We start from the raw sequence: 23,931 nt of genomic DNA, 5'->3' as shown, positions 1-23,931 counted from the left end.
TAATTAAAGGTGTAAAAAATTTACCTTTGCAAAAGTAGATAATTTTTAAGGTACAGATGTTTAAAAAAGGAACAAAAATATATAGCATAGTAAATGGCAAATGCCCGAAATGTCATGAGGGTGAATTTTTTAAATATAAATTCACATTTCATCCAACAAAAATTACACAATTGCATACACATTGCCCAAAGTGTAATTTAAAATACATGATGGAACCTTCATTTTTTTATGGAGCTATGTATGTAAATTACGGAATTACAGTAGCACTTTCTGTAGCTACTTTTATAATTTCTTCTTTATTTTTTGGTTTCTCTTTATTACAATCTTTTGCAGCAATTATTATTACACTTATTGTTTTAGCGCCTGTAAATTTGCGTTTGTCTAGAATTCTTTGGATAAATATGTTTGTTAGTTTTAAAAAATAAATCGTTTAATATCTATTTCTTTATCTAATTCTTTACCTTGTTCTAAGTGTAAAAATAAACTCTTTGCAACTGTGGGTGCAATCATTACACCACGAGTACCCAAACCATTTAAAACGCACAATTGCTTATGTTTTGGATGCACACCAACCATAGGTCTTCTATCCTTTACACTGGGTCTTATACCTGCTGTTTGGTTTACGATCTTATAAGGTACACTTATAACTTTTTCTAGTTTTTCTACCAATTCTTGTTTACCTTCTTCAGAGGGTTTAGAGGTTTTATCTTTCCAATTAAAAGTTGCTCCTACTTTGTAATAATGATTTCCTAAAGGAAGCACAAACAGTGTAGATTTTAATAAAAAATCAATATTTAATGCTGGTGCTTGTATGGTTAACAATTCTCCTTTGGCTTCTTTTAGTGGTAAGTAATTAAAAAAAGGATTTTTTTTAACACCAAAACCTTCTGCAAAAACAATTTTAGTTGCACTTATATCTTTGTAGTTTAGTGTTTCTTCTAAAATATCTAATTGATCATATTTAAAATGCTCGTTTATCAGACATTTGTTTTCTAACAGGTAGTTTCTATAAATTTCTACTAACTTTAAAGTATCTATTCTTCCTGTTTCTGTGACATTGCCAAAATTGTAATGGGCTATTACACCATCATAATTATTTTTATCTAATTTTTTATCTAAATATCTAGTTAATTTGGGTTTATCTAAGGCTGTAAACCAATTATTTTGGTCTTCTATAGATTTAAATACTTTTTTTGTAATAAATTTTTGATCAAATTTTTTGTTAAATTTTTTTTCTAATGCATCATAAAATGGAAGTGCTACTGCTAATTGTTCTGTAGCGTTCCAAACTGGCGTAAATCTTTTTAAAATTACAGGATTATAAACCCCTCCAGCCACTAAAGAAGAGGTTTGAGAGTTGTCCTCGAAAACCATAAAAGTTTTTTGAGCGTTGATCAATTCTTCTACAAAAGCTAAACCTGCCAAGCCTAAACCTACAATTATATAATCTACTTTCATGCTACAAAAATAGGAAGTTTTTTATTTGATTTTTTCAACGTGTTTATAAAAATAGATACCCATAAAAAAACGTTTGCTTTCGCAAACGTTTTTTTATAAAATATAGGTGAGATTTTAATAATTCCACATGTCCATTTCTCTATTTCTAATATCTTCTTTTATTTTGTTTGCTTCTAGCAACTGGAATAAAGAATTCCCTCTAACATAGTCTTCTATAGCTCTGTTGCCGTAGATGTTTTCTTCTCTAACAATGACTGAGTTAAATCTTCTTGCATTTAACATATGATCAAATGATATTGGATACGAAGTATTTTTGGGGTTGAATACTTTTGCATCATGCAAAACTTCTCTTGCATCTGGAAAAAATATCCAAAATAATTCATACAACTCTTCGTCTTCAATTTCTTGAACTCCTAAAGTTTGTACATCTTTACTCATTGGGGCTATTGCTAGCAGTCTGTATTTTAATTCTCCTAGACGCTTATCAAAATACCACATTCCTTTTATCATATAACCAGCAACGTCTTGCGTTTGAATTTTAAAAGTATCTGTATATCTATTTTCTTCTCTAATATTTACCAAACGTTGGTCTATTTCGCTTTGTGTAATTTTAGAGGTAAAATAAGAATCTGTATACGCTTCTTTAATTTTACCTTGTTTGATTCCTTTAATTAAGGTATCAAACAAAGACCTTCTATCTGAAGATATATTTGTAGTATCTATAGGAAAATAGTAAGGTAAATTAATTTTTTGATTCAAATCGATAAATTCCCAAACTACTTTAGACCATAATACATCTCTATCATGTACATAACCATAAGGTATTGGACCATCGTTATCAGCTGCTAATTGTTGCTTGCTTTTAACACCAATTTGATCTACAGATTTTGCATTTAATAAGTTTGTTTGCGCATTTACCAATCCTGCAGTAAAAAGAGCAATACATATATATGCACAATTTTTTATCATAATTATGTTTTTGTTTTTCTAGTTTGTAATCTCTATACTTACAGGTATAACTTTTTTAAGTTGATATGTAGAGTTTCCAATGATTGATGCTTGTATATCAAAAATGGTTACAACATCTCCTCTTCTTGCCTTAGCTAATACTTTTTTTGCTTGTGCATTAAACTTTGTACCATTTACTAGTACAGTTACTTGACCAGGAACTTTAACCTTAAAGCTTTTAACTTGTAATTTTAAATCGAAAACAAAATCTGGCAATCCTGCACCAATTGGTGTGTTTGCTAAACTACTTTTTGGCATTCTTACAACACCAAACTGCCCTCTTGCACTACCCATTGCAGCAGGTATATCTTTAATTCTAAAGGTTGCTTTAGAATTTACAGTTTTACCACTAGTAAGTTTAGCACTTACATTTATTACAGCTGTATTTCCAGAGCCTGCACTTAGATTATATTTACTACCAGAACCTGATAATCTACCACCTGTGGCAGAAACATTTAAATTATTACCACTTACACCTGGCAAAGATACAGATATCGGGTTTTGTACACCTCTATAAACCACATTCATTTTATCTGCAGATACTACTGCAGAACTTGGCTCTGCTATTACAGAATATTTACTTTCAAATGGTACTGGAACTTCCTCTCCATTTTCTCTGAAGTAAATTGTACCTTTTATTGTTTTCTCACCAACATTACCTGCTGGCATGTTTAAAATTACTTGTCCGTTTTGTACAGCATCTGTTGCGTCTTTGCCATTTAAAATAACTTTATCTGGCACTAAAGATGCATCGTATCTACCTAAAACAACTTCTCCTGTAATCTTTTCTCCTGCAAAATATGCACTTTTATTTAGACGTACAATACCCGTATAATTGTTTAATGATAGAGCTTCTTCTAACTTACCTCCTAAAAGGTCTGTAACAATATCAGATTCTGTATTTCTGATATCTGCCTGCATTTGTGTAAAGCTTGTTAATGAGGCTATCATTGGAAAACCTTCATATCTAGCTTTTAAAAATGGAACTTCTTTTTCTGTTTCAGAATCTATTACTGGATTTGTAGAAAATCTTTTATTTAAAACGTTTACAAATTTACTATCACTCCCAATGACTTCTATTACATTTGTTCTGTAAGTATTTATTCTATCTAAAAATTCTTGACCTTCTGCAGTGTAGGAATCTCCTTTAAAGAAATATGTATCTAACCAATCGGTTTTGTCCATTGCTTCATAATCATATTTATCTTCAATTTCAGTCAACATTTTAGACTTTATTACAGCTAAATAATCATAAAAATCATTTGAATAGGTTTTAATTTTATCTGCTTGAACTTTTAACGGTCCAAATTTTTCTTTCTGTTCTGATGCTTTCAAATCTAAATTTGCATAAGCTTCTTTATTTTTCTTGATTGTAGAAATATTATTCTCTACCAATTTTTCGTTCATAAAACCAAAAGCTGATAAAACCTCTTTACTCATATTCATTGCTAACATTGCAATAAATACGAGGTACATTAAGTTAATCATCTTTTGTCTTGCGGACATTTTTCCTCCTGCCATTCTAATTAGTTTTTAAGTTGTTATACATTTGTTTTAACTAATTATTATTTTGTAGACATTGCAGAAAGCATACCACCATAAACTCCATTTAAAGAAGACATGTTTTGTGCCAAAGCATCCATTTGTTCTTTTAATTTTTCTGTATTTTCTACAACAGCTGTATTTAAGTCTGCTTGTTTGCTTGTATTTTCTACTTGTACTTTATACAAGTTATTTAAAGACTCCATTTGTAAGGCAGCTTTAGACATTTCTTCATTATATTTATTTGTAGATGCCACAGATTCTGATGCTGCAGATAAACCTTCTGCTGCATTTTGAAAATTCTTCATACTAGCACCTAGACTTTCCATTAAACTTGAATCAATTTTAGCCTCTTGTAACAAGTTGTCTAATTTTTGAGACAACATACCATCTGCTCCTAATTTCGTCGTTTCTTTTTCTGACGATAGAGTTCCATCTGCCAATTCTGGATAAACTTTAGACCAATCTAAGTCTTCTTCTGGTGGATCAAAAGCAGATATTGCAAATACTAAAGCTTCTGTTACCAATCCAAGAGTTAACATTACACCTCCGGTTAAAAACCCAAATGATATGTGTTGAATTTTAAATAGGGCTCCAATAATTACTACTGCTGCTCCCATTCCGTAAACGAAATTCATTATTTTTTTGTATGATTTTGATTGTGCCATGATTTTTTTTAATTTATTTTTAGGGTACTTTTATTATTTTTTAGTTGTTCCTATGTAATCTTGTACGGTTCTAAAACCGATATAACTTCTTGCTGTATCAACATATTCATAATCTCTAGAACTTACTTCTAAAAAATAGGCTACATCTTTCCAAGAACCTCCCCGTACAATTTTTCTTTTATTTTTTCTATCTTCTAAATTTGGGTTCATAGTTGAGGCCATATAGTAAGAAGACAAGTTGTAAGCTGTATTTGTCCATTCAGAAACATTACCAGCCATATTGTATAAGCCATAATCGTTTGCGTTAAAAGATTTTGCTTCCATGGTATATAAAGCACCATCTACTGCATAATTACCTCTTACTGGTTTAAAGTTTGCTAAAAAACAACCTCTATCACTTGTTGTACTTCCTGTACCCCAAGGATAGGTTGCAAATTCTAAACCACCTCTTGCAGCATATTCCCATTCAGCTTCTGTAGGTAATCTAAAATCTGGAACTTGTGTTACGTTTTTTTTACCTCTTAAATAATCGTTTTTCTTTTTTGTTCTCCAGTTACAAAAAGCGTTTGCTTGATTCCAAGTAACACCCACCACAGGATAATCTCCATATGATTGATGATGAAAATAATCTTGGTGCATTGGGTCATTGTAAGAATAATTAAAATCTTTAACCCAAGCTGTGGTGTCTGGGTAAATGTGAAAAGTTGTATCATTTATAAAATCTCTTCTATTCCCTCCTTTTCTTGCAGCATTGTCTCTATCAAACCAAGAATATCTGTATTTTAAAAATTTTGTATTAAATGTTCTAATACCATCTACTGCTTCTTCTCTAGAAATGTATAAAGAGTCCATGACTTCTACATAATCTATGTCTGGATAATCTTCTTTTTTCCAAACCAATTCTGTTTCCCAATTCAGGGGTTTTATAGAATCGAAACTCCAATAATTTTCGTACATATATTTTTGGTATGGTGAGGCATCTGTAGTATCTACTGTTGCAAAAGCATAATCGTGTATACCCCCAGAAAGTGGTGTGCCATCTGGACTTGGGTTTGCACCCATTGCAGCAAATTCTGCTTGGTACGCTAATTTTGTTCTCACAATAGAATCTCTAACCCAATGCACAAATTCTTTGTACTCACTATTGGTAATTTCTGTTTCGTCCATGTAATAAGGTCTTACAGTAACTGTTTTTGTTGGTGCATTCATGGTACCAATAATATCTTGATCTTGCTTACCCATAGTAAAAGAACCACCAGGAATTAAAGTCATACCGTATGGTTTTTCTGAAAACCATTTTTTCTTGACTTTTACACCTACCAATTCTCCCCTATCATTAGAGCCACAACTGTAAAATACTATTATTAAAAGTGCAAATAATGCTGCTTTCTTCATATTCTGATATATCTTTACTAAAAAGTTCGTAAACCTATTATTTTTTTTTCTAAAAAACAATGTTGAATTCGCATTTAACGTATCGGATTTTATTTTTTAATCAATTACACCATTTTTTTCATTGCTTTATACCATTTCTCTGGTATAACCTGCTTTGTTGCTTCTGTGTAATCTTTATATGTACATGGTACTAACGCATGTCTTTTGTATTTATTATTTGATAAAATATTTATTTCTATCCACCATCTGCCAGATTTATTGCTTTTATAAAACGTAAGCGGATCATCATCTTCTAACAAGACGGTAAATTTTTGATAATTTTCTTTACCAGAAAACGGATAATCGTTTACTCTAAAATTAACTCCTTCTATAAAATACCATATCATTTGCGCTATTAAATGGGCTGTTTGATGATTTTTATCGTGTTTAGGATTATACTCGTAAATTCCAAAAGACGAAACTTTATCACTTATACCTGCATATCTTGCAATTGCACAAATTTCTTCACCAAAAAAACCATTTGGAGAAGCGTTATTGTTTGCTGGTGCTTCACTTTGACGGATGGCCCCAATGTCTATAGAAACAATATCTGAATTTCTAAAAGCGGGCTCTACACTTTCTAATTCTTTTGAATTTCCTAACCTATAGGCATCAAAAAATAAATTATCTAAAAGATTTATTTCTTCTTGCGAGTTAAAATATGTTTGATACCCAACATTGCAATAATTAAACAAATTACTGGGTTCTTGCATGATGATTTTGCTAAGGTAAGATTGTGAGGTTAATTCGTCTTCTAAATTACCCAAATCGAATCTACTGTCTACGGTAGTTATATTTACGGTTTGCTCTAAACTATCATAAGCTCTATAATTTACATATGTGATATCTTGTCCACCACCTATAATTATGGGGATTACATTTTGTTTTAAAAGCGTAGTAACTATTTCTTTTACAGCAAAATAAGTGTCTGAAACTGTGTTTCCTTTTTTTACATTGCCCAAATCTGCAATGGCTGTATGCCAATTACCAGGAAATAATTGATATAGTTTTTTTCTAATGAAGTGTAAGTCTTCTCCGCATCCAAAATTATCTTGAGAATTTCTATCTTCTTGGACACCGAATATTGCAATTTCTACATTTCCTAAATCTGGTAAACCACCTTCTTCTGTATGAAAACGTATAAAATTACCCAAAGATTTGTCTTGCTGTGATGCTAAATGCGCCACAACAGAATCTTTTATGGGGGATAAAAAGTCTGCGTTCATATAATATTATAAAACAACTGCAATATAAGAAATCCTTATTTCTTTTTAGTGGTTTTTTTTGTTGATGTTTTTCTTTTTGGTGCTTTTTTCTTTGGTGTTTTTGCTTCAATCATTTTAACAGCTTCGTCTTTCGTAAGTTTTTCTATGGCTGTAGTTTTAGGTAATTCTATTTTAATTTTACCTTTTAACACATTAAAACGACCCCATCTTGCTTTTTCTACACGAATATCAACATCTTCCCAATGATGAATTACTTTGTCGATTTCTTTTTGCTTTTTGGTTTCTATCAACTCTTCAATATCGGCTTCTGTAAGATTATCAAAATCGTATTTTTTATTTACGTTGATAAACATACCATTCCATTTTAAAAAAGGCCCAAAACGTCCAACTCCTTTTTGTACAGGCAAATCTTCGTAATGCGCTATGGGTGCATCTGCTTTTTGTTTTGCAACAATTAACTCTTGAGCTCTAGGCAAATCTACTTCCATAGGGTTTTCTCCTTTATCTAGAGAAACAAACATTTTTCCAAATCGAATATAAGGTCCAAAGCGTCCATTAGAAACAATTACTTCTTCACCTTCATAAATTCCTAAACTTTTTGGTAATAAAAATAATTCTAAAGCTTCTTCTAGAGTTATAGTGCCAAGATTTTGATCTTTATTTAAACTTGCAAATTGTTTTTCGTCGTCTTCTGGTGCCCCAATTTGTGCAATTGGGCCAAATTTACCTAAACGTACTAAAACTGTTTTACCCGATTTTGGATGTTCGCCTAAAATACGCTCTCCACTTTCTCTATCAGCATTTTCTTTCACATCTTCTACATTGTCGTGAAATTTGGTATAAAAATCTTTAATCATTTCTGTCCAGTTTTCATCACCTTCAGAAATATCATCAAAAGAATTTTCTACTTTGGCTGTAAAACCAAAATCTAAAATATTAGAAAAATTAGCTACTAAAAAATCGTTTACAATGTTACCTATATCTGTTGGCACCAACTTATTTTTGTCTGAACCTGTTTTTTCTGTTAACGTTTGCGTTTTAACATTGGCATCTTTTAAAATAATTTGTTGATATTCTCTTTCAATACCTTCATTTTGCCCTTTTTCTATATAACCTCTTCTTTGTACGGTAGAAATTGTTGGTGCATAAGTAGATGGACGACCAATACCTAATTCTTCTAATTGCTTTACCAAAGATGCTTCTGTAAATCGATACGGTGGACTTGTAAAACGCTGTGTTGCATTTATAAAAGTATAATTTAATTGATCTTTTACTTTTAGGTTTGGTAGCATACCTGATTGTTCTTCTCCATCTTCGTCGTCATTTCCTTCTAAATAGACTTTTAAGAAACCATCAAATTTTATCATTTCTCCATTCGCTGTAAAAAGCTTAGTGTTTTCTGAGTTTTCAATTTTTACATTAGTACGCTCTAATTGTGCATCACTCATTTGAGAAGCCAGAGTTCTTTTCCAAATTAAATCGTACAATCTATTTTGGTCATACTCTGTATCTATTGCATGCATTTTCATGTTGGTTGGTCTAATTGCTTCATGGGCTTCTTGTGCACCTTTTGCTTTCGACTTAAAAACACGTTGTTTGCTATATTCTTTTCCGTAATAATTGGTAATTTCTTCTTCTGCTTCGTTTCTAGCATCTACAGATAAGTTTACACTATCTGTTCTCATATAAGTTATTAAACCAGCTTCGTACAAACGTTGTGCAACTTGCATGGTTTTTCCAACAGGAAAACCTAATTTACGCGACGCCTCTTGTTGTAAAGTAGATGTTGTAAAAGGTGCTGCTGGCGATTTTTTGGCAGGTTTTTTTGTTAAATCTGCAATAGAAAAATCAGCATTTGCACAAGATTTTAAAAAATCTTCTGCTGCTTTTTTAGAGTCGAAATTTTTTGGAATGGTGGCTTTAAACGATTTGCCTTCTTTATTTGAAAACTCTGCAACTACCTTATAATGTGTTTCTGGTTTAAATTCTTGTATGCTACGTTCTCTTTCTACAATTAAACGCACTGCTACAGATTGTACTCTACCTGCAGACAAACCTCCTTTTACCTTTCTCCATAAAACTGGCGATAACTCGTACCCAACAAGCCTATCTAAAACTCTACGTGCTTGTTGTGCGTTTACCATATTGTAGTCTATATCTCTAGGATTTTCGACTGCTTTTAAGATGGCTTTTTTAGTAATTTCATGAAAAACAATGCGTTTTGTATTGACATCTTTTAATTTTAATTGCTCTTTTAAATGCCACGCAATTGCTTCTCCCTCTCTATCTTCATCACTTGCTAACCATACAATATCTGCTTTGTTTGCTAACGTTCTTAACTTTTTAACAACGGGTTTTTTATCTTCAGAAACTATATATTTAGGACTAAAATCACCATCTACATCTATACCCAATTCTTTAGAAGGTAAATCTGCAATATGCCCATAACTAGATTCTACTTGAAAATCTTTTCCAAGAAATTTCTCGATGGTTTTTGCTTTTGCTGGTGACTCTACAATTACTAAATTCTTTGCCATGTATATTTTTTTGTCGTAATTCTGGCAGTGTAAACTGCGTGTTTTTGAACTGCAAAAGTATGCAGTTTTTTTTTATTAATTTTTTATTAGTTAATTTTTACAACAATTTTAAGACAAAAATTACTGTACAACTATCTTTTGTTTCATCTCTGTTGATGAATTTCCGCCCACAAAAAGTAAAAATTCTAGAAAACTAAAAACAATAATTACTTTTAAGAATAAGAATTTTTATCTACAAGAAAAGCAAAAATACAATTCTTATGAACAAATATTTTCATCAAATTTAATATTATCAAATAAATGACTGCCGAAAAAAGAATGAATACATAAAAAATTTTATTTCACTTTATTTTAAAAAGGAGTTTTTGTTTTCTGCCAATATGTCATTAAATTTCTTTTTTGGTTGTATATTTGCAATTCATTTTTTAGATATGAAAACAGTTGAAAAGGTAATAGATGAAAAAATACAAGGGAAAGCTCTTGTAACCGAAAATAAAAAGGAAAATACCAAAAAGCTTTTTATAGAAAGTTATGGTTGCCAAATGAATATGAATGATAGTGAAATTGTAGCTTCTATTTTAAATAAAGAAGGTTACAATACTACACAAATATTAGAAGAGGCAGACTTAGTTTTGGTAAATACATGTTCTATTCGTGAAAAGGCAGAAACTACAGTTCGTAAAAGATTACAAAAATATAATAGAGTAAAACAGCAATCTAATCATAAAATGAAGGTTGGTGTTTTAGGTTGTATGGCTGAACGCTTAAAGGAAAAATTTTTAGAGGAAGAAAAAATTGTAGATCTTGTTGTTGGACCAGATGCTTATAAAGATTTACCAAATCTTTTAGAAGAAGTTTACGAAGGTAGAGATGCCGTAAATGTAATTTTATCTAAAGAAGAAACTTATGGAGATATTTCTCCTGTGCGTTTAAACTCAAATGGAGTTTCTGCATTTGTTTCTATTACAAGAGGTTGTGACAATATGTGTACCTTTTGTGTGGTTCCGTTTACTCGAGGTCGTGAAAGAAGTAGAGATCCTAAAAGTATTTTAGAGGAAATACAAACCATGGTAGATAAAAACTTTAAAGAAATTACTTTGCTTGGGCAAAATGTAGATAGTTTTCTTTGGTATGGAGGTGGTTTGAAAAAAGACTTTAAAAAAGCTTCTGAAATAGCACAAGCAACGGCTGTAGGATTTGCAGAATTGTTAGACATGTGTGCTACCAAATTCCCTAAAACACGTTTTCGTTTTTCTACATCTAATCCACAAGATATGAGTTTAGATGTGATACATGTAATGGCAAAACACAAAAATATTTGCAAATACATTCACTTACCAGTTCAAAGTGGTAGTAATGCTATGTTAAAAGCCATGAACAGACAACATACTCGTGAAGAGTATATGGAGTTGGTAGACAATATCTATAAAATGGTACCAGAAATGGCACTTTCTCAAGATATGATTGTTGGTTTTTGTGGTGAAACAGAGCAAGATCATCAAGATACTTTAGCATTAATGCGTTATGTAAAATACGATTTCGGTTTTATGTTTGCCTATTCTGAAAGACCAGGAACTTTAGCAGGAAAAAAAATGGATGATGATGTGCCTGCGGAAGTAAAAAAACATCGTTTACAAGAAGTAATCGATTTACAACAAGAACACTCTTTATATAGAACACAACAACATTTAGGTAAAACAGAAGAAGTTTTAATTGAAGGAACTTCTAAGAAAAACCCTAATGAATGGAAAGGAAGAAATACACAAAACACAGTTATTGTGTTCCCTAAAGAACACTATAAATTAGGTGATTTTGTGATGGTAAAAGTAGAAGACTGTACCTCTGCAACCTTAAAAGGAATTGCAGTAGGCTATTCTGATAATAATTAAAAACAGCCCATCCTAACCTTCCCAAAGGGAAGGAACTCCAATATTAGGGATAAAAAAATTTTACAGAGTATAGTTTAGAGAAAAAAAATAACACAAGAGTATTTTTCCCCTTGGGGGAAATTAAAAGGGGCAATATGGAAAATTTACAAGCAATAAAACAACGTTTTGGCATTATTGGTAATGATGTGCAGTTAAACCGTGCTTTAGAAAAAGCGGTAAGAGTTGCGCCTACAGATATTTCTGTTTTAGTTACTGGAGAAAGTGGTGTTGGTAAAGAAAATATTCCTAAAATTATTCATTCTTTATCACACAGAAAACACGCAAAATATATTGCAGTAAACTGCGGTGCAATTCCAGAAGGAACTATAGATAGTGAGCTTTTTGGACACGAAAAAGGTTCTTTTACAGGAGCAACACAAGACAGAAAAGGTTATTTTGAAGTGGCAGATGGTGGTACCATTTTTTTAGATGAAGTTGGCGAGCTTCCATTAACCACACAAGTTCGTTTACTACGTGTTTTAGAAAATGGCGAATTTATAAAAGTAGGTTCTTCTAAAACGCAAAAAACAAATGTTAGAATTGTTGCAGCTACGAATGTAAACATGCAAGAAGCTATACAAAAAGAGCGTTTTAGAGAAGATTTGTATTACAGGTTAAGCACAGTAGAAATTAGTTTACCCCCTTTAAGAGAACGTAATGAAGATATTCATTTGCTCTTTAGAAAATTTGCATCAGATTTTGCACAAAAATACAGAATGCCGTCTATTAGATTAGAAGAAACTGCCATTAAAGTACTTTTAAATTATAGATTTCCTGGTAACATTCGTCAATTAAAAAATCTAGCAGAACAAATTTCTGTGATTGAAGAAAGCAGAACAATTACTGCTGACAAACTTCAACAATATTTACCCAATGCTTCAGGCAATTTACCAGCAATAATAGGTGGTAAAAAAGACAACGATTTTTCTAGCGAAAGAGATATTATGTATAAAATTTTATTTGATATGCGTAATGATATCAACGATTTAAAAAAATTAACGCTAGACTTAATGAAAAATGGAAGTGTAGAAGAATTGGAAGAAGAAAATCATGATTTGCTTCAAAAAATTTATGGCGATCAAAAATTAAAAGACCATGATATTGAGGTTTTAAACATACCACAAAATTCTAGCAAAGAAAAAGATTATGATTTTATAGAGACTATAGAAGAAGATGAATCTTTATCTTTACAAGACAAAGAAATAGAGATGATAAAAAAATCTTTAGAAAAAAATAATAATAAACGTAAATTGGCAGCAAAAGAGTTGGGCATTTCTGAAAGAACGCTTTACAGAAAAATTAAACAATACGATTTGTAAAAAAAGTGTGTAATCCTTAAAAAAATATCATTTTGAGAAATTTCTATTTTTGATCAAAATTCTCATGAAAACTTTTTAAAATTACATGTATTGAATTTTAAATAACACAAATGAAAAAAACACTTAAAATAGTAGCATTTATTGTAACCTCATTAAGCATTGTTGCTTGTGGCGCCTACTCTTTTACAGGTGGTGATGTTGGTGATGCAAAAACAATACAAATTGATTTTTTCCCTAATCAAGCTCAATTAATAGAACCCACCTTAAGTCAGCAATTTACAGAAGAATTAAGAGATTTATTTACAAGACAAACCAATTTAGTACTAAACTCTAATAGTGGCGATTTGCATTTTAGTGGAGAAATTACAAGTTATAGGATTGCGCCTATGAGTGCATCTTCTAACCAAACCTCTGCGCAAAACAGACTTACAATTACTGTAAATGTAAGATATGTAAACAGGTTAGATGAAAAGAAAGATTTCGAAAAATCTTTCTCATTTTATTCAGATTATCCAGCAACATCACAATTATCAGGTGCAGTGCAAGAAGCCGCTTTTGAAGAAATAATAGACAGAATAACACAAGATATTTTTAACGCTTCTGTTGGAAAGTGGTAGAAAGTTGGACGTTTAAAAAAACACAATTTTGGATAGTAACAGTTTTATTGATTTATTAGAAAATAAAAAAGAAATTCAGCAATTAGAAACTGCCCAATTAAAGGCTGTTGTAGAAAAATATCCTTATTTTCAAAATGCAAGAGCGCTGTATTTAAAGGGACTTAAAAATCAAGATAGTTTTAAATATAATAATGAGTTAAAAATTACTGCAGCTTATACAACAGACAGAAGTATTTTATTCGATTATATCACTAACTTTAAAACAACTACTTCTAAAAAGGATATTCATGAAGAAATATCAAAAAAAATAGCTTTAGAAAAACCTGCTGATGCAACTACTTCGCAAGCAGAGGTTGCAATAACATCAAAAAAAGAAGAAAAGAAAGATATAGAAGAAGCTAAAAAAGATTTATCGATTGGGAAACCTATTTCTTTTTCGGCAAACGAAAGTCACTCTTTTCACCAGTGGCTACAATTATCTACTAAAAAAACTATTGTTAGAAATACAGAAGAAAAGCCTGTTAAAAAAACTGCAAAGGCATTAGAAATAATAGATAAGTTTATAGAAACCAATCCTAAATTAGAACCTTTAGAAAAAGGAAAAACTATTACAGTACCTATTGCAGATAACAAGCAAAATGATGCTTTAATGACCGAAACTTTAGCCAAAGTTTATCTAGAGCAAAAAAAGTTCGAAAATGCAATACAAGCTTATCGAATTTTAAGTTTGAAATATCCAGAAAAAAGTGGTTTCTTTGCAGACCAAATTAAAAGAATACAAATTTTACAAAAACATAAATCATGAGTTATACAGCTTTTTTAATTCTAATTCTGATTGTAGCAGTAGCTTTAATATTAATTGTTATGGTACAAAACCCTAAAGGTGGAGGTTTATCTTCTTCTTTTGGTGGCGGTGGTGCACAATCTTTAGGTGGTGTTCAAAACACAAACAACTTTTTAGACCGAACAACATGGACCTTAGCAATTGCAATGTTTGCTTTAATTTTATTAGCCAACTTTGCTATTCCAAGAGCTGGTGATGATAACTTTCAATTAAATAATACATTGGATGGTGTAGAAACAACACCTACAACGCAACCAGAAGAAACTACTACAAACGATAGTTTAAAATAATTTTCTTTTCAAGAAAATAAAAATGCCAACGTAAATGACACGTTGGCATTTTTTTTTATCATAAAATACTAACCAAAACATTTCTTTGAAAAATTGTCAGTTTTATTGTGTTGGCACAATTTCTGATTATTTTGAAAGAGAAAATAATTTAATTAATCAAAATTTATAATAAAATGGGATTAAACATTAAACCTTTAGCAGATAGAGTTCTTGTAGAACCTGCTCCAGCAGAAACAAAAACAGCATCTGGAATAATTATACCAGATAATGCAAAAGAAAAGCCACAAAAAGGAACTGTTGTTGCCATTGGTAATGGTAAAAAAGACGAGCCTTTAACTGTAAAAGTTGGCGACACTGTTTTATATAGTAAATATGGTGGAACAGACTTAAAATTAGAAGGAACAGATTATTTAATGATGCGTGAATCTGATATTTTAGCAATTATCTAAGCTTTAAGCAAAATGCTGTAAGCCTTAAGCTATGAGAGATTTTAGAAAATATGATATTTGGAAATTGAGTCATTCATTCACTTTAAAAGTATATGACATCACCAAACACTATCCAAAAGATGAGATTTATGGAATAATTTCTCAATTAAGAAGAGCATCCTCCTCTATTCCAACAAATATTAGCGAAGGTTGTGGTAGAGATTCGGATAGTGAATTTAATCGTTTTTTAACAATTGCTTTAGGCTCAGCATCAGAAGTTGAGTACTTAATAATTCTTTCTAAAGATTTAAATTATATAGATGAAAATTCATATATAAATTTAAATGAAGAAGTTAATATCATTAAAAGAAAAATTTATTCATTAAAACAAAAATTAAAAAAATAAATCAGCTTTTGGCTTTCTTGCATACAGCATATAGCCTTTAGCATAAAGCATAATAAAAATGGCAAAAGATATAAAATTTGATATAGAAGCTAGAGATGGCTTAAAACGTGGAGTTGATGCATTAGCAAATGCAGTAAAAGTAACTTTAGGACCAAAAGGTAGAAATGTAATTATTTCTAAATCTTTTGGTGCGCCTACAGTAACTAAAGATGGGGTTTCTGTAGCAAAAGAAGTTGAGTTAGAAAATGAGCTAGAAAATATGGGAGCTCAAATGGTAAAAGAAGTAGCTTCTAAAACCAACGATTTAGCGGGTGATGGAACTACAACTGCAACTGTTTTAGCACAAGCAATTGTAAAAGAAGGCTTAAAAAATGTTGCTGCTGGCGCAAATCCTATGGATTTAAAGCGTGGTATTGATAAAGCTGTAGAAGCAATTGTTGCTGATTTAGAAAAACAAACTAAAAAAGTTGGTAATTCTTCAGAAAAAATACAACAAGTAGCTTCTATTTCTGCAAATAATGATGCTGTTATTGGCGATTTAATTGCAACTGCTTTTGGTAAAGTAGGTAAAGAAGGTGTGATTACTGTAGAAGAAGCAAAAGGTACAGACACGTATGTAGATGTTGTAGAAGGAATGCAGTTTGACAGAGGTTATTTATCACCTTACTTTGTAACAGATGCAGATAAAATGATTGCAGATTTAGAAAATCCGTATGTATTATTATTCGACAAAAAGATTTCTAACTTACAAGAGATTTTACCAATCTTAGAACCTGTTTCACAATCTGGTCGTCCTTTATTAATTATTGCAGAAGACGTAGATGGGCAAGCATTAGCTACTTTAGTGGTTAACAAATTACGTGGTGGTTTAAAAATTGCTGCTGTAAAAGCACCTGGTTTTGGAGACCGTAGAAAAGCAATGTTAGAAGACATTGCAATTTTAACAGGTGGTACTGTAATTTCTGAAGAAAGAGGTTTCTCTTTAGAAAATGCAACTTTAGATTTATTAGGAACTGCAGAAAGTATTACTATAGATAAAGACAACACAACTATTGTAAATGGTTCTGGAGATGCAGATAGCATTAAAGCAAGAGTTTCTCAAATTAAAACTCAAATAGAAAGTACAACATCAGATTATGATAAAGAAAAACTACAAGAACGACTTGCTAAATTAGCTGGTGGTGTTGCAGTTTTGTATGTGGGCGCTGCTTCTGAAGTAGAAATGAAAGAAAAGAAAGATAGAGTTGATGATGCTTTACACGCTACAAGAGCTGCTGTTGAAGAAGGTATTGTTGCTGGTGGTGGTGTTGCTTTAGTACGTTCTAAAAAAGTATTAGAAAAGTTAACTACAGAGAACTTAGATGAAACTACAGGTGTACAAATTGTAAACAAAGCAATTGAGTCTCCTTTAAGAACTATCGTAGAAAATGCGGGTGGTGAAGGTTCTGTAGTTATCAATAAAGTATTAGAAGGCAAAAAAGATTTTGGTTATGATGCTAAATCTGATCAATATGTAGACATGCTTGAAGCTGGAATTATAGATCCTAAAAAAGTAACTAGAGTTGCTTTAGAAAATGCAGCTTCTGTTGCTGGGATGATTTTAACCACTGAGTGTGCTTTGGTAGATATTAAAGAAGATGCTCCTGCAGGTGGTGCAATGCCTCCAATGGGTGGTGGAATGCCAGGAATGATGTAAACAGCGAATCGCTTCGAATAATTATTTCACTGTTGTGCAAAATAATTATTTATTCATCAACTTGATATTTCGACCTTGTGGAGAAATCTCAAAATAAAAAAAATCCGTTAGAAATTTTCTAACGGATTTTTTTTATTTAAAAACAACTTATATCTAAGCAAGCAAAGTTGAAAGCTTATTTTAAAGACTAACTTACATTTTCTGAAGCCAGTTTTTTACTTCAACTTCTTGTTTTATCATTTCTTTTAACTCAGAAATTTTTACTCTTTTTTGCTCCATAGTATCTCTATGACGTATGGTAACAGAATCATCTTCTAACGTATCATGATCTACTGTAATACAAAAAGGTGTGCCTGCTGCATCTTGTCTTCTGTAACGTTTTCCAACAGCATCTTTTTCATCATAAAAAACATTGAAATCCCATTTTAAATCGTTCATTATTTTTCTAGCAACTTCTGGCAAACCATCTTTTTTAACTAATGGTAAAACAGCCGCTTTAAAAGGTGCTAAAACTGCTGGTAATTTTAAAACAGTTCTTGTGGTTCCGTTTTCTAATGCTTCTTCTTGTAAAGAATTAGAAAAAACAGCTAAAAACATTCTGTCTAAACCAATAGAAGTTTCTACTACGTAAGGTACGTAGCTTTTATTTTCTTCATGATCAAAATATTGTAATTTCTTACCAGAATATTCTTCGTGTGCTTTTAAATCGAAATCAGTTCTAGAGTGAATTCCTTCTAATTCTTTAAATCCAAATGGAAATTTAAACTCGATATCTGCAGCTGCATCCGCATAATGAGCTAATTTATCATGGTCATGAAAACGATAATTTTCTGCTCCCATCCCTAAACTTAAATGCCATTTTAAACGGGTTTCTTTCCAGTTTTCATACCATTTTTTTTGTGTACCTGGTTTTACAAAAAATTGCATTTCCATTTGCTCAAATTCGCGCATTCTAAAAATAAACTGTCTTGCAACAATCTCATTTCTAAAGGCTTTACCTGTTTGTGCAATTCCGAAAGGAATTTTCATACGTCCAGTTTTTTGCACATTTAAAAAGTTTACAAAAATACCTTGGGCAGTTTCTGGCCTTAAGTATACTTGCGTAGAGCTATCTGCAGAGGCACCAATTTGAGTACCAAACATTAAGTTGAACTGCTTTACTTCTGTCCAGTTTCTAGAACCTGTTAGTGGGTCTGCAATTTGTAATTCTTCAATCAGCAATTTTACATCTTCTAAATCTTCATTTTCTAGAGATTTACCCATTCTTGCTAAAATGGTATTTATTTTTTCTTGATAACCTAAAACTCTACCATTGGTTGCTAAAAACTCTTCTTTGTTGAAAGCCTCTCCAAAGCGTTTGGCTGCTTTTGCAACTTCTTTATCTATTTTTCCTTCAATTTTAGCACAGTAATCTTCTATTAAAACATCTGCTCTATATCGCTTTTTTGAATCTTTATTATCTATCAACGGATCATTAAAAGCATCTACGTGCCCAGAAGCTTTCCAGGTAGTTGGGTGCATTAAAATAGAAGCATCTATACCTACAATGTTTTCGTGCATTTGCACCATTGCTTTCCACCAATAATCTCTTATATTTTTCTTTAACTCAACTCCATTTTGAGCATAATCGTATACAGCACTTAAACCATCATAAATTTCTGATGATTGAAATACATAACCGTATTCTTTTGCGTGCGATAATACCTTTTTAAATTGATCTTCTTGTTTTGCCATAATGCCGACAAAGATAAACGTTTAGCTAACTTTTTCAAGAAAAAAATAACATCATTTTCTAAATAAACTCTATGAAAGAATAAGTATAGAAACTTCTTTTTTGCAGATTAAAAATTAAATTCACCAATTTTAAGTATCTTTAAATACGATTGCTATGTATTGAAATGAAAATTTTAAAAGATTTTTTTGATTTATTTTATCCAAAAACCTGTGCAAATTGCACCACAAAATTACTACAAAATGAATATGTAATTTGTACAATTTGTAGACACGATTTACCTTTAACTAACTTTAACTCTTTTACAGATAACAAAGTTGCTAAAATGTTTTATGGAAGAGTTACCATAGAAAAAGCGTATGCTTTGTTATTTTTCAGAAAAAAAGGAATTACCCAAAAGTTAATTCACGATTTAAAATACAAAGGAAACGAAGAAATTGGCATCCTTTTTGGAAATTGGTTGGGAGCATTTTTGGCAGAGAACAATCAATTTTCTAATATTGATGTGATTGTCCCAGTGCCAATACATTACAAAAGAAGAAAAAAAAGGGGGTATAATCAAGTTACAAAATTTGGCAAAAGGTTGAGTCATCACTTAAAAAAACCATTTATCGAAGATATTTTAATTAGAAAAGATGCTACAAAAACTCAAACGTTTAAATCTCGTTTTGAAAGGTTTAGTAACCAAGAAACCCAATTCTTATTAACCAATAAAACCTTTTTTAAAAATAAACACATTTTAATTATAGATGATGTTGTTACAACAGGTGCAACTTTAGAAGCATGTGCCATAGCTCTTTTTAAAACCGAGAAGATTAAAATAAGTATTTTAACAATAGCATATACAGAATAAATTTTGTGATTTTAATGTGAAAAATAAATTGTTAATTTGTAAAAAATTTACCATTTGTGAAACCCTTTTATAAATATCTTTTTTTATCAACTTTTATTATATTGATTATAGGTTGTGCCAAAACAGGTAGACCTGATGGTGGGCCAAAAGATGAAGACCCTCCACTTTTTATAACTTCTAAGCCGCCTTATGAAACCATCAATTTTAAAAGTAATGAAGTTGAATTGGTTTTTAACGAATTTGTAAAAACTAGAGATTTAAATAAGCAATTGGTAGTATCTCCTCCACTTAAAAATCCGCTTTTAGTTACACCACAAGGAACTGCAAGTAAATTTTTAAATATAGAAATTCTAGATACGCTCGCACCAAACACTACTTATATTTTTAATTTTGGGAATGCCATAGAAGATAATAATGAAAGTAATAAATTAGAAGCTTTTAAGTATGTGTTTTCTACAGGCACTTATATAGATTCTTTGAAAACAGAAGGTTTTGTAAAAGATGCTTTTTTAAAAAAAGACCCGCAAAAAACAAATATCTTATTATATAAATTGGATAGTGTTTTTGTAGATTCTATAATCTATAAACAAAAGCCTAATTATGTAACAACAGCTTTAGATACCACAAAATTTAATTTTACCAACTTAAAAGAAGGTAATTATTTACTACTGGCTTTAAAAGAAAGTACTAGCGATTATATATATAATCCGGTAACAGATAAAATTGCATTTTACAGCGATACTTTACAACTACCAAAAGATAGTATTATTAACAAACCATTAAAGCTATTTAAAGAAAGACAACCCTATAAATTTAAAAGAGCGAAAGAAGTTTCTAAAGGAAAAATTGAGTTTGGTTTTGAAGGCGATGTTAAAGACTTAAAGGTTTCTTTACTTTCTAATGTGCCACAAGATTTTAAGAGTATTGCTAAACTAGAAATAGACAAAGACACTTTAAGCTATTGGCACACCCCTTTGGAAGTAGATTCTTTAAATTTTTTAGTTTCAAATGACATCTACCTAGATACAGTTACTGTAATGTTTAGAAAAAAGAAAATAGATTCCTTAAAACTTTCTCCTTCTACATCTGGCACATTGCATTTAAGAGACACTTTTTTTATTAAAGGTAACAATCCAATTATAGCTATAGATACCAGTAAAATTACTTTTACAGATAAAGATACTTTAAACGTGAAGTACACAAACTTTATTTCTAAAAAAGAAAATAAAATTGGTTTTTTATTCAAAAAAAATCAAAAACAACACTATAACATAAAAGCTTTACCTGGCTCATTTAAAGATATTTACAACATAGAAAATGACACCTTATTATATCGTTTAAAAACATTAGAATTAGAGGATTATGGTAAAATTACTATCAATATTGTAAATACAAATCAAGATTATTTAATTATAGATTTGTTAAGTGGTAAAGAAAATGATGTAATTGTAGAAAGAAAATACATCAAAAATACTGAAACTTTAGTGTTTGATTTGTTAGAACCAAAAACCTATAGAATTAGGGCTATTATAGATGAAAATAAAAATAACAAGTGGGACACAGGAAATTACCTCACTAAAAAGCAACCCGAACAAGTTGTTTATTTTGAAGAAGAATTAAAAGTTAGAGCCAATTATTATTTAGAAGGTAATACCTTTACTATAAAAAATTAAATTTTGTTCTTTTTAATATTTATTGAATTATAAGCAGCTTTTTAAAAAAAATATTTTTTTTTGTAACATAAACTATCCATCTTCCGTATAAGTTGTTGTAGGCTTCTCATTAATCCTAAAATAGCCTATAACTTAGAATACATGAGACAACTTAAAATTACAAAGCAGGTTACTAACAGAGAAACTGCATCTTTAGACAAATACTTACAAGAAATTGGTAAAGTAGACTTAATTACAGCTGATGAAGAAGTAGAATTAGCACAATTAATAAAAGCTGGAGACCAAAGAGCGCTAGAAAAATTAACAAAAGCAAACTTACGTTTTGTGGTATCTGTTGCAAAACAATATCAAAACCAAGGGTTAACATTACCAGATTTAATTAATGAGGGTAATTTAGGATTAATTAAGGCAGCAAAACGCTTTGATGAAACCAGAGGTTTTAAATTTATCTCTTATGCTGTTTGGTGGATTCGCCAATCTATCTTACAAGCCCTAGCAGAACAATCTAGAATTGTACGTTTACCGTTAAATAAAATTGGTTCTATCAATAAAATTAACAAAATGTACGCGTTTTTAGAACAAGAAAACGAACGTCCACCAAGTGCAGAAGAAATTGCTAAGAAATTAGATATGACTGTTAATGACGTAAAAGAATCTATGAAAAATTCTGGACGTCATGTATCTATGGATGCCCCTCTAATTGAAGGTGAAGATTCTAATTTATACGACGTTTTAAACTCTGGAGAATCTCCAAACCCAGATAGAACTTTGTTACACGAATCTTTAAGAATCGAAATAAGCAGAGCTTTAGAAACTTTAACACCCAGAGAAGCAGATGTTGTAAAGTTATACTTTGGCCTAGGTGAACACCAACCTATGACCTTAGAGGAAATTGGAGAAACATTCGACTTAACAAGAGAACGTGTTCGTCAAATTAAAGAAAAAGCAATTAGAAGATTAAAGCATACTTCTAGATCTAAAATATTAATGACTTATTTAGGCTAGAAAACGCTTATTCCTTTTAGTACCTCACATTTGTGAGAGAATTATATAAAAAATTAAAACTCCCAAATACTTTTTTGGGAGTTTTTTGTTTGATTTTTCACTATTTGTAAAACTGAATTCTGAAAAAAAGTGAATTTTAAAAAAATAAAAACTTTAAATTGAAATTATTAAACATTAAAACAGTAAAATTAAACACGCATTTTACAACACCGTGTGTAAAAAATTGCTATTTTTAGCTTATACAAAGTTTGTTACTTTTTTAGCATCTTATATTTTCTTACGAAAAATAACGATCTTATAAAATAGCAACTTTCTAAAACAAAAAATCGTTATAAATCAAACTCGAACACAAACTAAAAATTAATCTAAAACAAAAATTATGAAAAAGGTTATTACATTATTTGCATTTATCGTATTATCAATTTTAAACCTAAATGCCCAAAGAGAAATCGATTCTTTAACTTATGAGAACACACAAGACATTAATTTTTTTAAAAAAATAAAAAATAGAACGTTAGTAAAAAAGTATAGAACAATTAATAACAACGTAATTAGAATTGGAGACACGGTTGTTTTAGGAAATCCTACAAATCAAGAAATAAATTCAGATACTTACACAGCAAGTTATGGAAAAGAAGCTAGTGGTGGTTTTTCTAACACAAGAAGTACAACAAAAAAAACGTATGAGTTTATAAAAATGGGAAGGCCTGCTGGACTTGGAAGTATTATGACTTTTGTGGATGGAGATGCTCAAGTTATGGCTAGTAACAGTTTAAAAAATACTCAAGTCATCGTTAATGAAATAAAAGCTTATCACAGAGGAAGTAAAAAGAAACCATTATATCTTGTTATGGTTTTAGGGGAAATAAATGGAAGAGCCTTTGGTTTTAATAAATATTTAAGTGTTTTGGATACTGAATTAGCAATTGAATCTGGTGAAATTTTATTGAAAAATAGAAAAATGACTAGAGAAGAAGCTATTTTAAAGTTAAAAGAAGCTAAAGAATTAATGGAAATTGATATGATAACTAAAGAAGACTTTGAAAAGTTAAAAAAGGAATTACGTCCTATTATAATGAAGAAGCAATAATTAATAAACTCATTAAAAATGTAGGCAAAGATTATGCCTTACTTGTTATCGCTGTTGTAAGATATGGAAGGTATCCTTTTAATGTGTCTGTAAACTTTAAAGAGACAACTGTTAACGCTAAACCTATAAAAAATAACTTGAAGAAGCAAGCTTTAAAGATTGGTTAAATAGAAAGAA

At 30.6% G+C, this 23,931-nt stretch carries 21 protein-coding genes; 13 read left to right on the top strand and 8 right to left on the bottom strand.

Annotated elements, in window-relative coordinates:
* Window positions 1–56: 56 nt before the first annotated feature.
* A complete protein-coding gene (locus Q0662_RS04445) occupies window positions 57–425 on the top strand; it encodes a DUF983 domain-containing protein (protein WP_298947555.1) in 369 nt (122 codons plus the stop codon).
* On the opposite strand, the gene Q0662_RS04440 is transcribed toward Q0662_RS04445, so the two are convergent.
* The 7 genes from Q0662_RS04440 to topA all read right to left on the bottom strand — a co-directional run bounded on the left by Q0662_RS04440 (window position 415) and on the right by topA (window position 9,873).
* Entirely contained in the window at window positions 415–1,458 is a 1,044-nt protein-coding gene (locus Q0662_RS04440) for an FAD-binding oxidoreductase (protein WP_298947553.1), read from the bottom strand. The genes Q0662_RS04445 and Q0662_RS04440 overlap by 11 nt on opposite strands.
* A gap of 114 nt (window positions 1,459–1,572) precedes the next feature.
* Complete coding sequence (gldN, locus tag Q0662_RS04435; protein WP_298947551.1) at window positions 1,573–2,427, bottom strand: gliding motility protein GldN; 855 nt, start codon at window positions 2,425–2,427, stop codon at window positions 1,573–1,575.
* Between the two features lie 18 nt (window positions 2,428–2,445).
* On the bottom strand, window positions 2,446–3,987 hold the full coding sequence (gldM, locus tag Q0662_RS04430; RefSeq protein ID WP_298947549.1) for a gliding motility protein GldM: 1,542 nt from the start codon (window positions 3,985–3,987) through the stop codon (window positions 2,446–2,448).
* A 44-nt stretch (window positions 3,988–4,031) separates the two neighbouring features.
* The gene (gene gldL, locus Q0662_RS04425; RefSeq protein ID WP_298947547.1) at window positions 4,032–4,676 is read right to left on the bottom strand and encodes a gliding motility protein GldL; all 645 of its coding nucleotides are present in this window, start codon (window positions 4,674–4,676) and stop codon (window positions 4,032–4,034) included.
* 33 nt (window positions 4,677–4,709) lie between these two features.
* Window positions 4,710–6,071, bottom strand: coding sequence for a gliding motility lipoprotein GldK (gene gldK, locus Q0662_RS04420; protein WP_298947545.1), 1,362 nt, complete (start codon window positions 6,069–6,071; stop codon window positions 4,710–4,712).
* A 104-nt stretch (window positions 6,072–6,175) separates the two neighbouring features.
* The gene (locus Q0662_RS04415; protein WP_298947543.1) at window positions 6,176–7,336 is read right to left on the bottom strand and encodes a formimidoylglutamase; all 1,161 of its coding nucleotides are present in this window, start codon (window positions 7,334–7,336) and stop codon (window positions 6,176–6,178) included.
* Between the two features lie 35 nt (window positions 7,337–7,371).
* Window positions 7,372–9,873 carry a type I DNA topoisomerase gene (gene topA, locus Q0662_RS04410; RefSeq protein WP_298947541.1) on the bottom strand — a complete coding sequence of 834 codons (2,502 nt, stop codon included), beginning with the start codon at window positions 9,871–9,873 and terminating at the stop codon, window positions 7,372–7,374.
* A gap of 431 nt (window positions 9,874–10,304) precedes the next feature.
* On the opposite strand from topA, the gene miaB reads away from it, so the two are divergent.
* The 8 genes from miaB to groL all read left to right on the top strand — a co-directional run bounded on the left by miaB (window position 10,305) and on the right by groL (window position 17,401).
* Window positions 10,305–11,762: a tRNA (N6-isopentenyl adenosine(37)-C2)-methylthiotransferase MiaB gene (miaB, locus tag Q0662_RS04405; RefSeq protein WP_298947539.1), complete on the top strand. Its 1,458-nt coding sequence runs from the start codon at window positions 10,305–10,307 to the stop codon at window positions 11,760–11,762.
* A 134-nt stretch (window positions 11,763–11,896) separates the two neighbouring features.
* Window positions 11,897–13,120: a sigma-54-dependent Fis family transcriptional regulator gene (locus Q0662_RS04400; RefSeq protein ID WP_298947537.1), complete on the top strand. Its 1,224-nt coding sequence runs from the start codon at window positions 11,897–11,899 to the stop codon at window positions 13,118–13,120.
* Between the two features lie 110 nt (window positions 13,121–13,230).
* Window positions 13,231–13,737: an LptE family protein gene (gene lptE / locus Q0662_RS04395; RefSeq protein WP_298947535.1), complete on the top strand. Its 507-nt coding sequence runs from the start codon at window positions 13,231–13,233 to the stop codon at window positions 13,735–13,737.
* 28 nt (window positions 13,738–13,765) lie between these two features.
* Window positions 13,766–14,542: a hypothetical protein gene (locus tag Q0662_RS04390; protein WP_298947533.1), complete on the top strand. Its 777-nt coding sequence runs from the start codon at window positions 13,766–13,768 to the stop codon at window positions 14,540–14,542.
* Window positions 14,539–14,871 carry a preprotein translocase subunit SecG gene (gene secG / locus Q0662_RS04385; RefSeq protein ID WP_298947531.1) on the top strand — a complete coding sequence of 111 codons (333 nt, stop codon included), beginning with the start codon at window positions 14,539–14,541 and terminating at the stop codon, window positions 14,869–14,871. The genes Q0662_RS04390 and secG overlap by 4 nt, the downstream gene beginning before the upstream one ends.
* A gap of 173 nt (window positions 14,872–15,044) precedes the next feature.
* Window positions 15,045–15,320 carry a co-chaperone GroES gene (gene groES / locus Q0662_RS04380; RefSeq protein WP_298947529.1) on the top strand — a complete coding sequence of 92 codons (276 nt, stop codon included), beginning with the start codon at window positions 15,045–15,047 and terminating at the stop codon, window positions 15,318–15,320.
* A 31-nt stretch (window positions 15,321–15,351) separates the two neighbouring features.
* A complete protein-coding gene (locus tag Q0662_RS04375; RefSeq protein WP_298947527.1) occupies window positions 15,352–15,705 on the top strand; it encodes a four helix bundle protein in 354 nt (117 codons plus the stop codon).
* Window positions 15,706–15,763: 58 nt separating this feature from the next.
* Window positions 15,764–17,401 carry a chaperonin GroEL gene (groL, locus tag Q0662_RS04370; RefSeq protein ID WP_298947525.1) on the top strand — a complete coding sequence of 546 codons (1,638 nt, stop codon included), beginning with the start codon at window positions 15,764–15,766 and terminating at the stop codon, window positions 17,399–17,401.
* Between the two features lie 192 nt (window positions 17,402–17,593).
* Here the strand turns inward: groL and Q0662_RS04365 are convergent, their stop codons facing one another.
* A complete protein-coding gene (locus Q0662_RS04365) occupies window positions 17,594–19,135 on the bottom strand; it encodes a glycine--tRNA ligase (RefSeq protein ID WP_298947523.1) in 1,542 nt (513 codons plus the stop codon).
* A 164-nt stretch (window positions 19,136–19,299) separates the two neighbouring features.
* Between Q0662_RS04365 and Q0662_RS04360 the strand changes: the two genes are divergently transcribed.
* The 4 genes from Q0662_RS04360 (at window position 19,300) to Q0662_RS04345 (ending at window position 23,754) form a co-directional block, all read left to right on the top strand.
* Window positions 19,300–19,986: a ComF family protein gene (locus tag Q0662_RS04360; protein WP_298947521.1), complete on the top strand. Its 687-nt coding sequence runs from the start codon at window positions 19,300–19,302 to the stop codon at window positions 19,984–19,986.
* A 101-nt stretch (window positions 19,987–20,087) separates the two neighbouring features.
* Window positions 20,088–21,659: an Ig-like domain-containing protein gene (locus Q0662_RS04355; protein WP_298947519.1), complete on the top strand. Its 1,572-nt coding sequence runs from the start codon at window positions 20,088–20,090 to the stop codon at window positions 21,657–21,659.
* 141 nt (window positions 21,660–21,800) lie between these two features.
* On the top strand, window positions 21,801–22,664 hold the full coding sequence (locus Q0662_RS04350; RefSeq protein WP_298947517.1) for an RNA polymerase sigma factor RpoD/SigA: 864 nt from the start codon (window positions 21,801–21,803) through the stop codon (window positions 22,662–22,664).
* Window positions 22,665–23,043: 379 nt separating this feature from the next.
* Entirely contained in the window at window positions 23,044–23,754 is a 711-nt protein-coding gene (locus Q0662_RS04345; RefSeq protein WP_298947515.1) for a hypothetical protein, read from the top strand.
* The last annotated feature ends 177 nt before the right edge of the window (window positions 23,755–23,931 follow it).

Origin of the sequence: uncultured Polaribacter sp., from assembly GCF_947503855.1 — a bacterium.
Lineage (GTDB): Bacteria > Bacteroidota > Bacteroidia > Flavobacteriales > Flavobacteriaceae > Polaribacter.
Note: the sequence above shows the minus strand (reverse complement) of the source record. Positions and strands in the feature narration are given on the sequence as shown.

What these genes read in the sequence shown, in the direction of transcription:
- Q0662_RS04445 (WP_298947555.1), top strand. Translation starts at nt 57, where the DNA reads ATGTTTAAAAAAGGAACAAAAATATATAGCATAGTAAATGGCAAATGC.
- Q0662_RS04440 (WP_298947553.1), bottom strand. Translation starts at nt 1,458, where the DNA reads ATGAAAGTAGATTATATAATTGTAGGTTTAGGCTTGGCAGGTTTAGCT.
- gldN (WP_298947551.1), bottom strand. Translation starts at nt 2,427, where the DNA reads ATGATAAAAAATTGTGCATATATATGTATTGCTCTTTTTACTGCAGGA.
- gldM (WP_298947549.1), bottom strand. Translation starts at nt 3,987, where the DNA reads ATGGCAGGAGGAAAAATGTCCGCAAGACAAAAGATGATTAACTTAATG.
- gldL (WP_298947547.1), bottom strand. Translation starts at nt 4,676, where the DNA reads ATGGCACAATCAAAATCATACAAAAAAATAATGAATTTCGTTTACGGA.
- gldK (WP_298947545.1), bottom strand. Translation starts at nt 6,071, where the DNA reads ATGAAGAAAGCAGCATTATTTGCACTTTTAATAATAGTATTTTACAGT.
- Q0662_RS04415 (WP_298947543.1), bottom strand. Translation starts at nt 7,336, where the DNA reads ATGAACGCAGACTTTTTATCCCCCATAAAAGATTCTGTTGTGGCGCAT.
- topA (WP_298947541.1), bottom strand. Translation starts at nt 9,873, where the DNA reads ATGGCAAAGAATTTAGTAATTGTAGAGTCACCAGCAAAAGCAAAAACC.
- miaB (WP_298947539.1), top strand. Translation starts at nt 10,305, where the DNA reads ATGAAAACAGTTGAAAAGGTAATAGATGAAAAAATACAAGGGAAAGCT.
- Q0662_RS04400 (WP_298947537.1), top strand. Translation starts at nt 11,897, where the DNA reads ATGGAAAATTTACAAGCAATAAAACAACGTTTTGGCATTATTGGTAAT.
- lptE (WP_298947535.1), top strand. Translation starts at nt 13,231, where the DNA reads ATGAAAAAAACACTTAAAATAGTAGCATTTATTGTAACCTCATTAAGC.
- secG (WP_298947531.1), top strand. Translation starts at nt 14,539, where the DNA reads ATGAGTTATACAGCTTTTTTAATTCTAATTCTGATTGTAGCAGTAGCT.
- groES (WP_298947529.1), top strand. Translation starts at nt 15,045, where the DNA reads ATGGGATTAAACATTAAACCTTTAGCAGATAGAGTTCTTGTAGAACCT.
- Q0662_RS04375 (WP_298947527.1), top strand. Translation starts at nt 15,352, where the DNA reads ATGAGAGATTTTAGAAAATATGATATTTGGAAATTGAGTCATTCATTC.
- groL (WP_298947525.1), top strand. Translation starts at nt 15,764, where the DNA reads ATGGCAAAAGATATAAAATTTGATATAGAAGCTAGAGATGGCTTAAAA.
- Q0662_RS04365 (WP_298947523.1), bottom strand. Translation starts at nt 19,135, where the DNA reads ATGGCAAAACAAGAAGATCAATTTAAAAAGGTATTATCGCACGCAAAA.
- Q0662_RS04360 (WP_298947521.1), top strand. Translation starts at nt 19,300, where the DNA reads ATGAAAATTTTAAAAGATTTTTTTGATTTATTTTATCCAAAAACCTGT.
- Q0662_RS04350 (WP_298947517.1), top strand. Translation starts at nt 21,801, where the DNA reads ATGAGACAACTTAAAATTACAAAGCAGGTTACTAACAGAGAAACTGCA.
- Q0662_RS04345 (WP_298947515.1), top strand. Translation starts at nt 23,044, where the DNA reads ATGAAAAAGGTTATTACATTATTTGCATTTATCGTATTATCAATTTTA.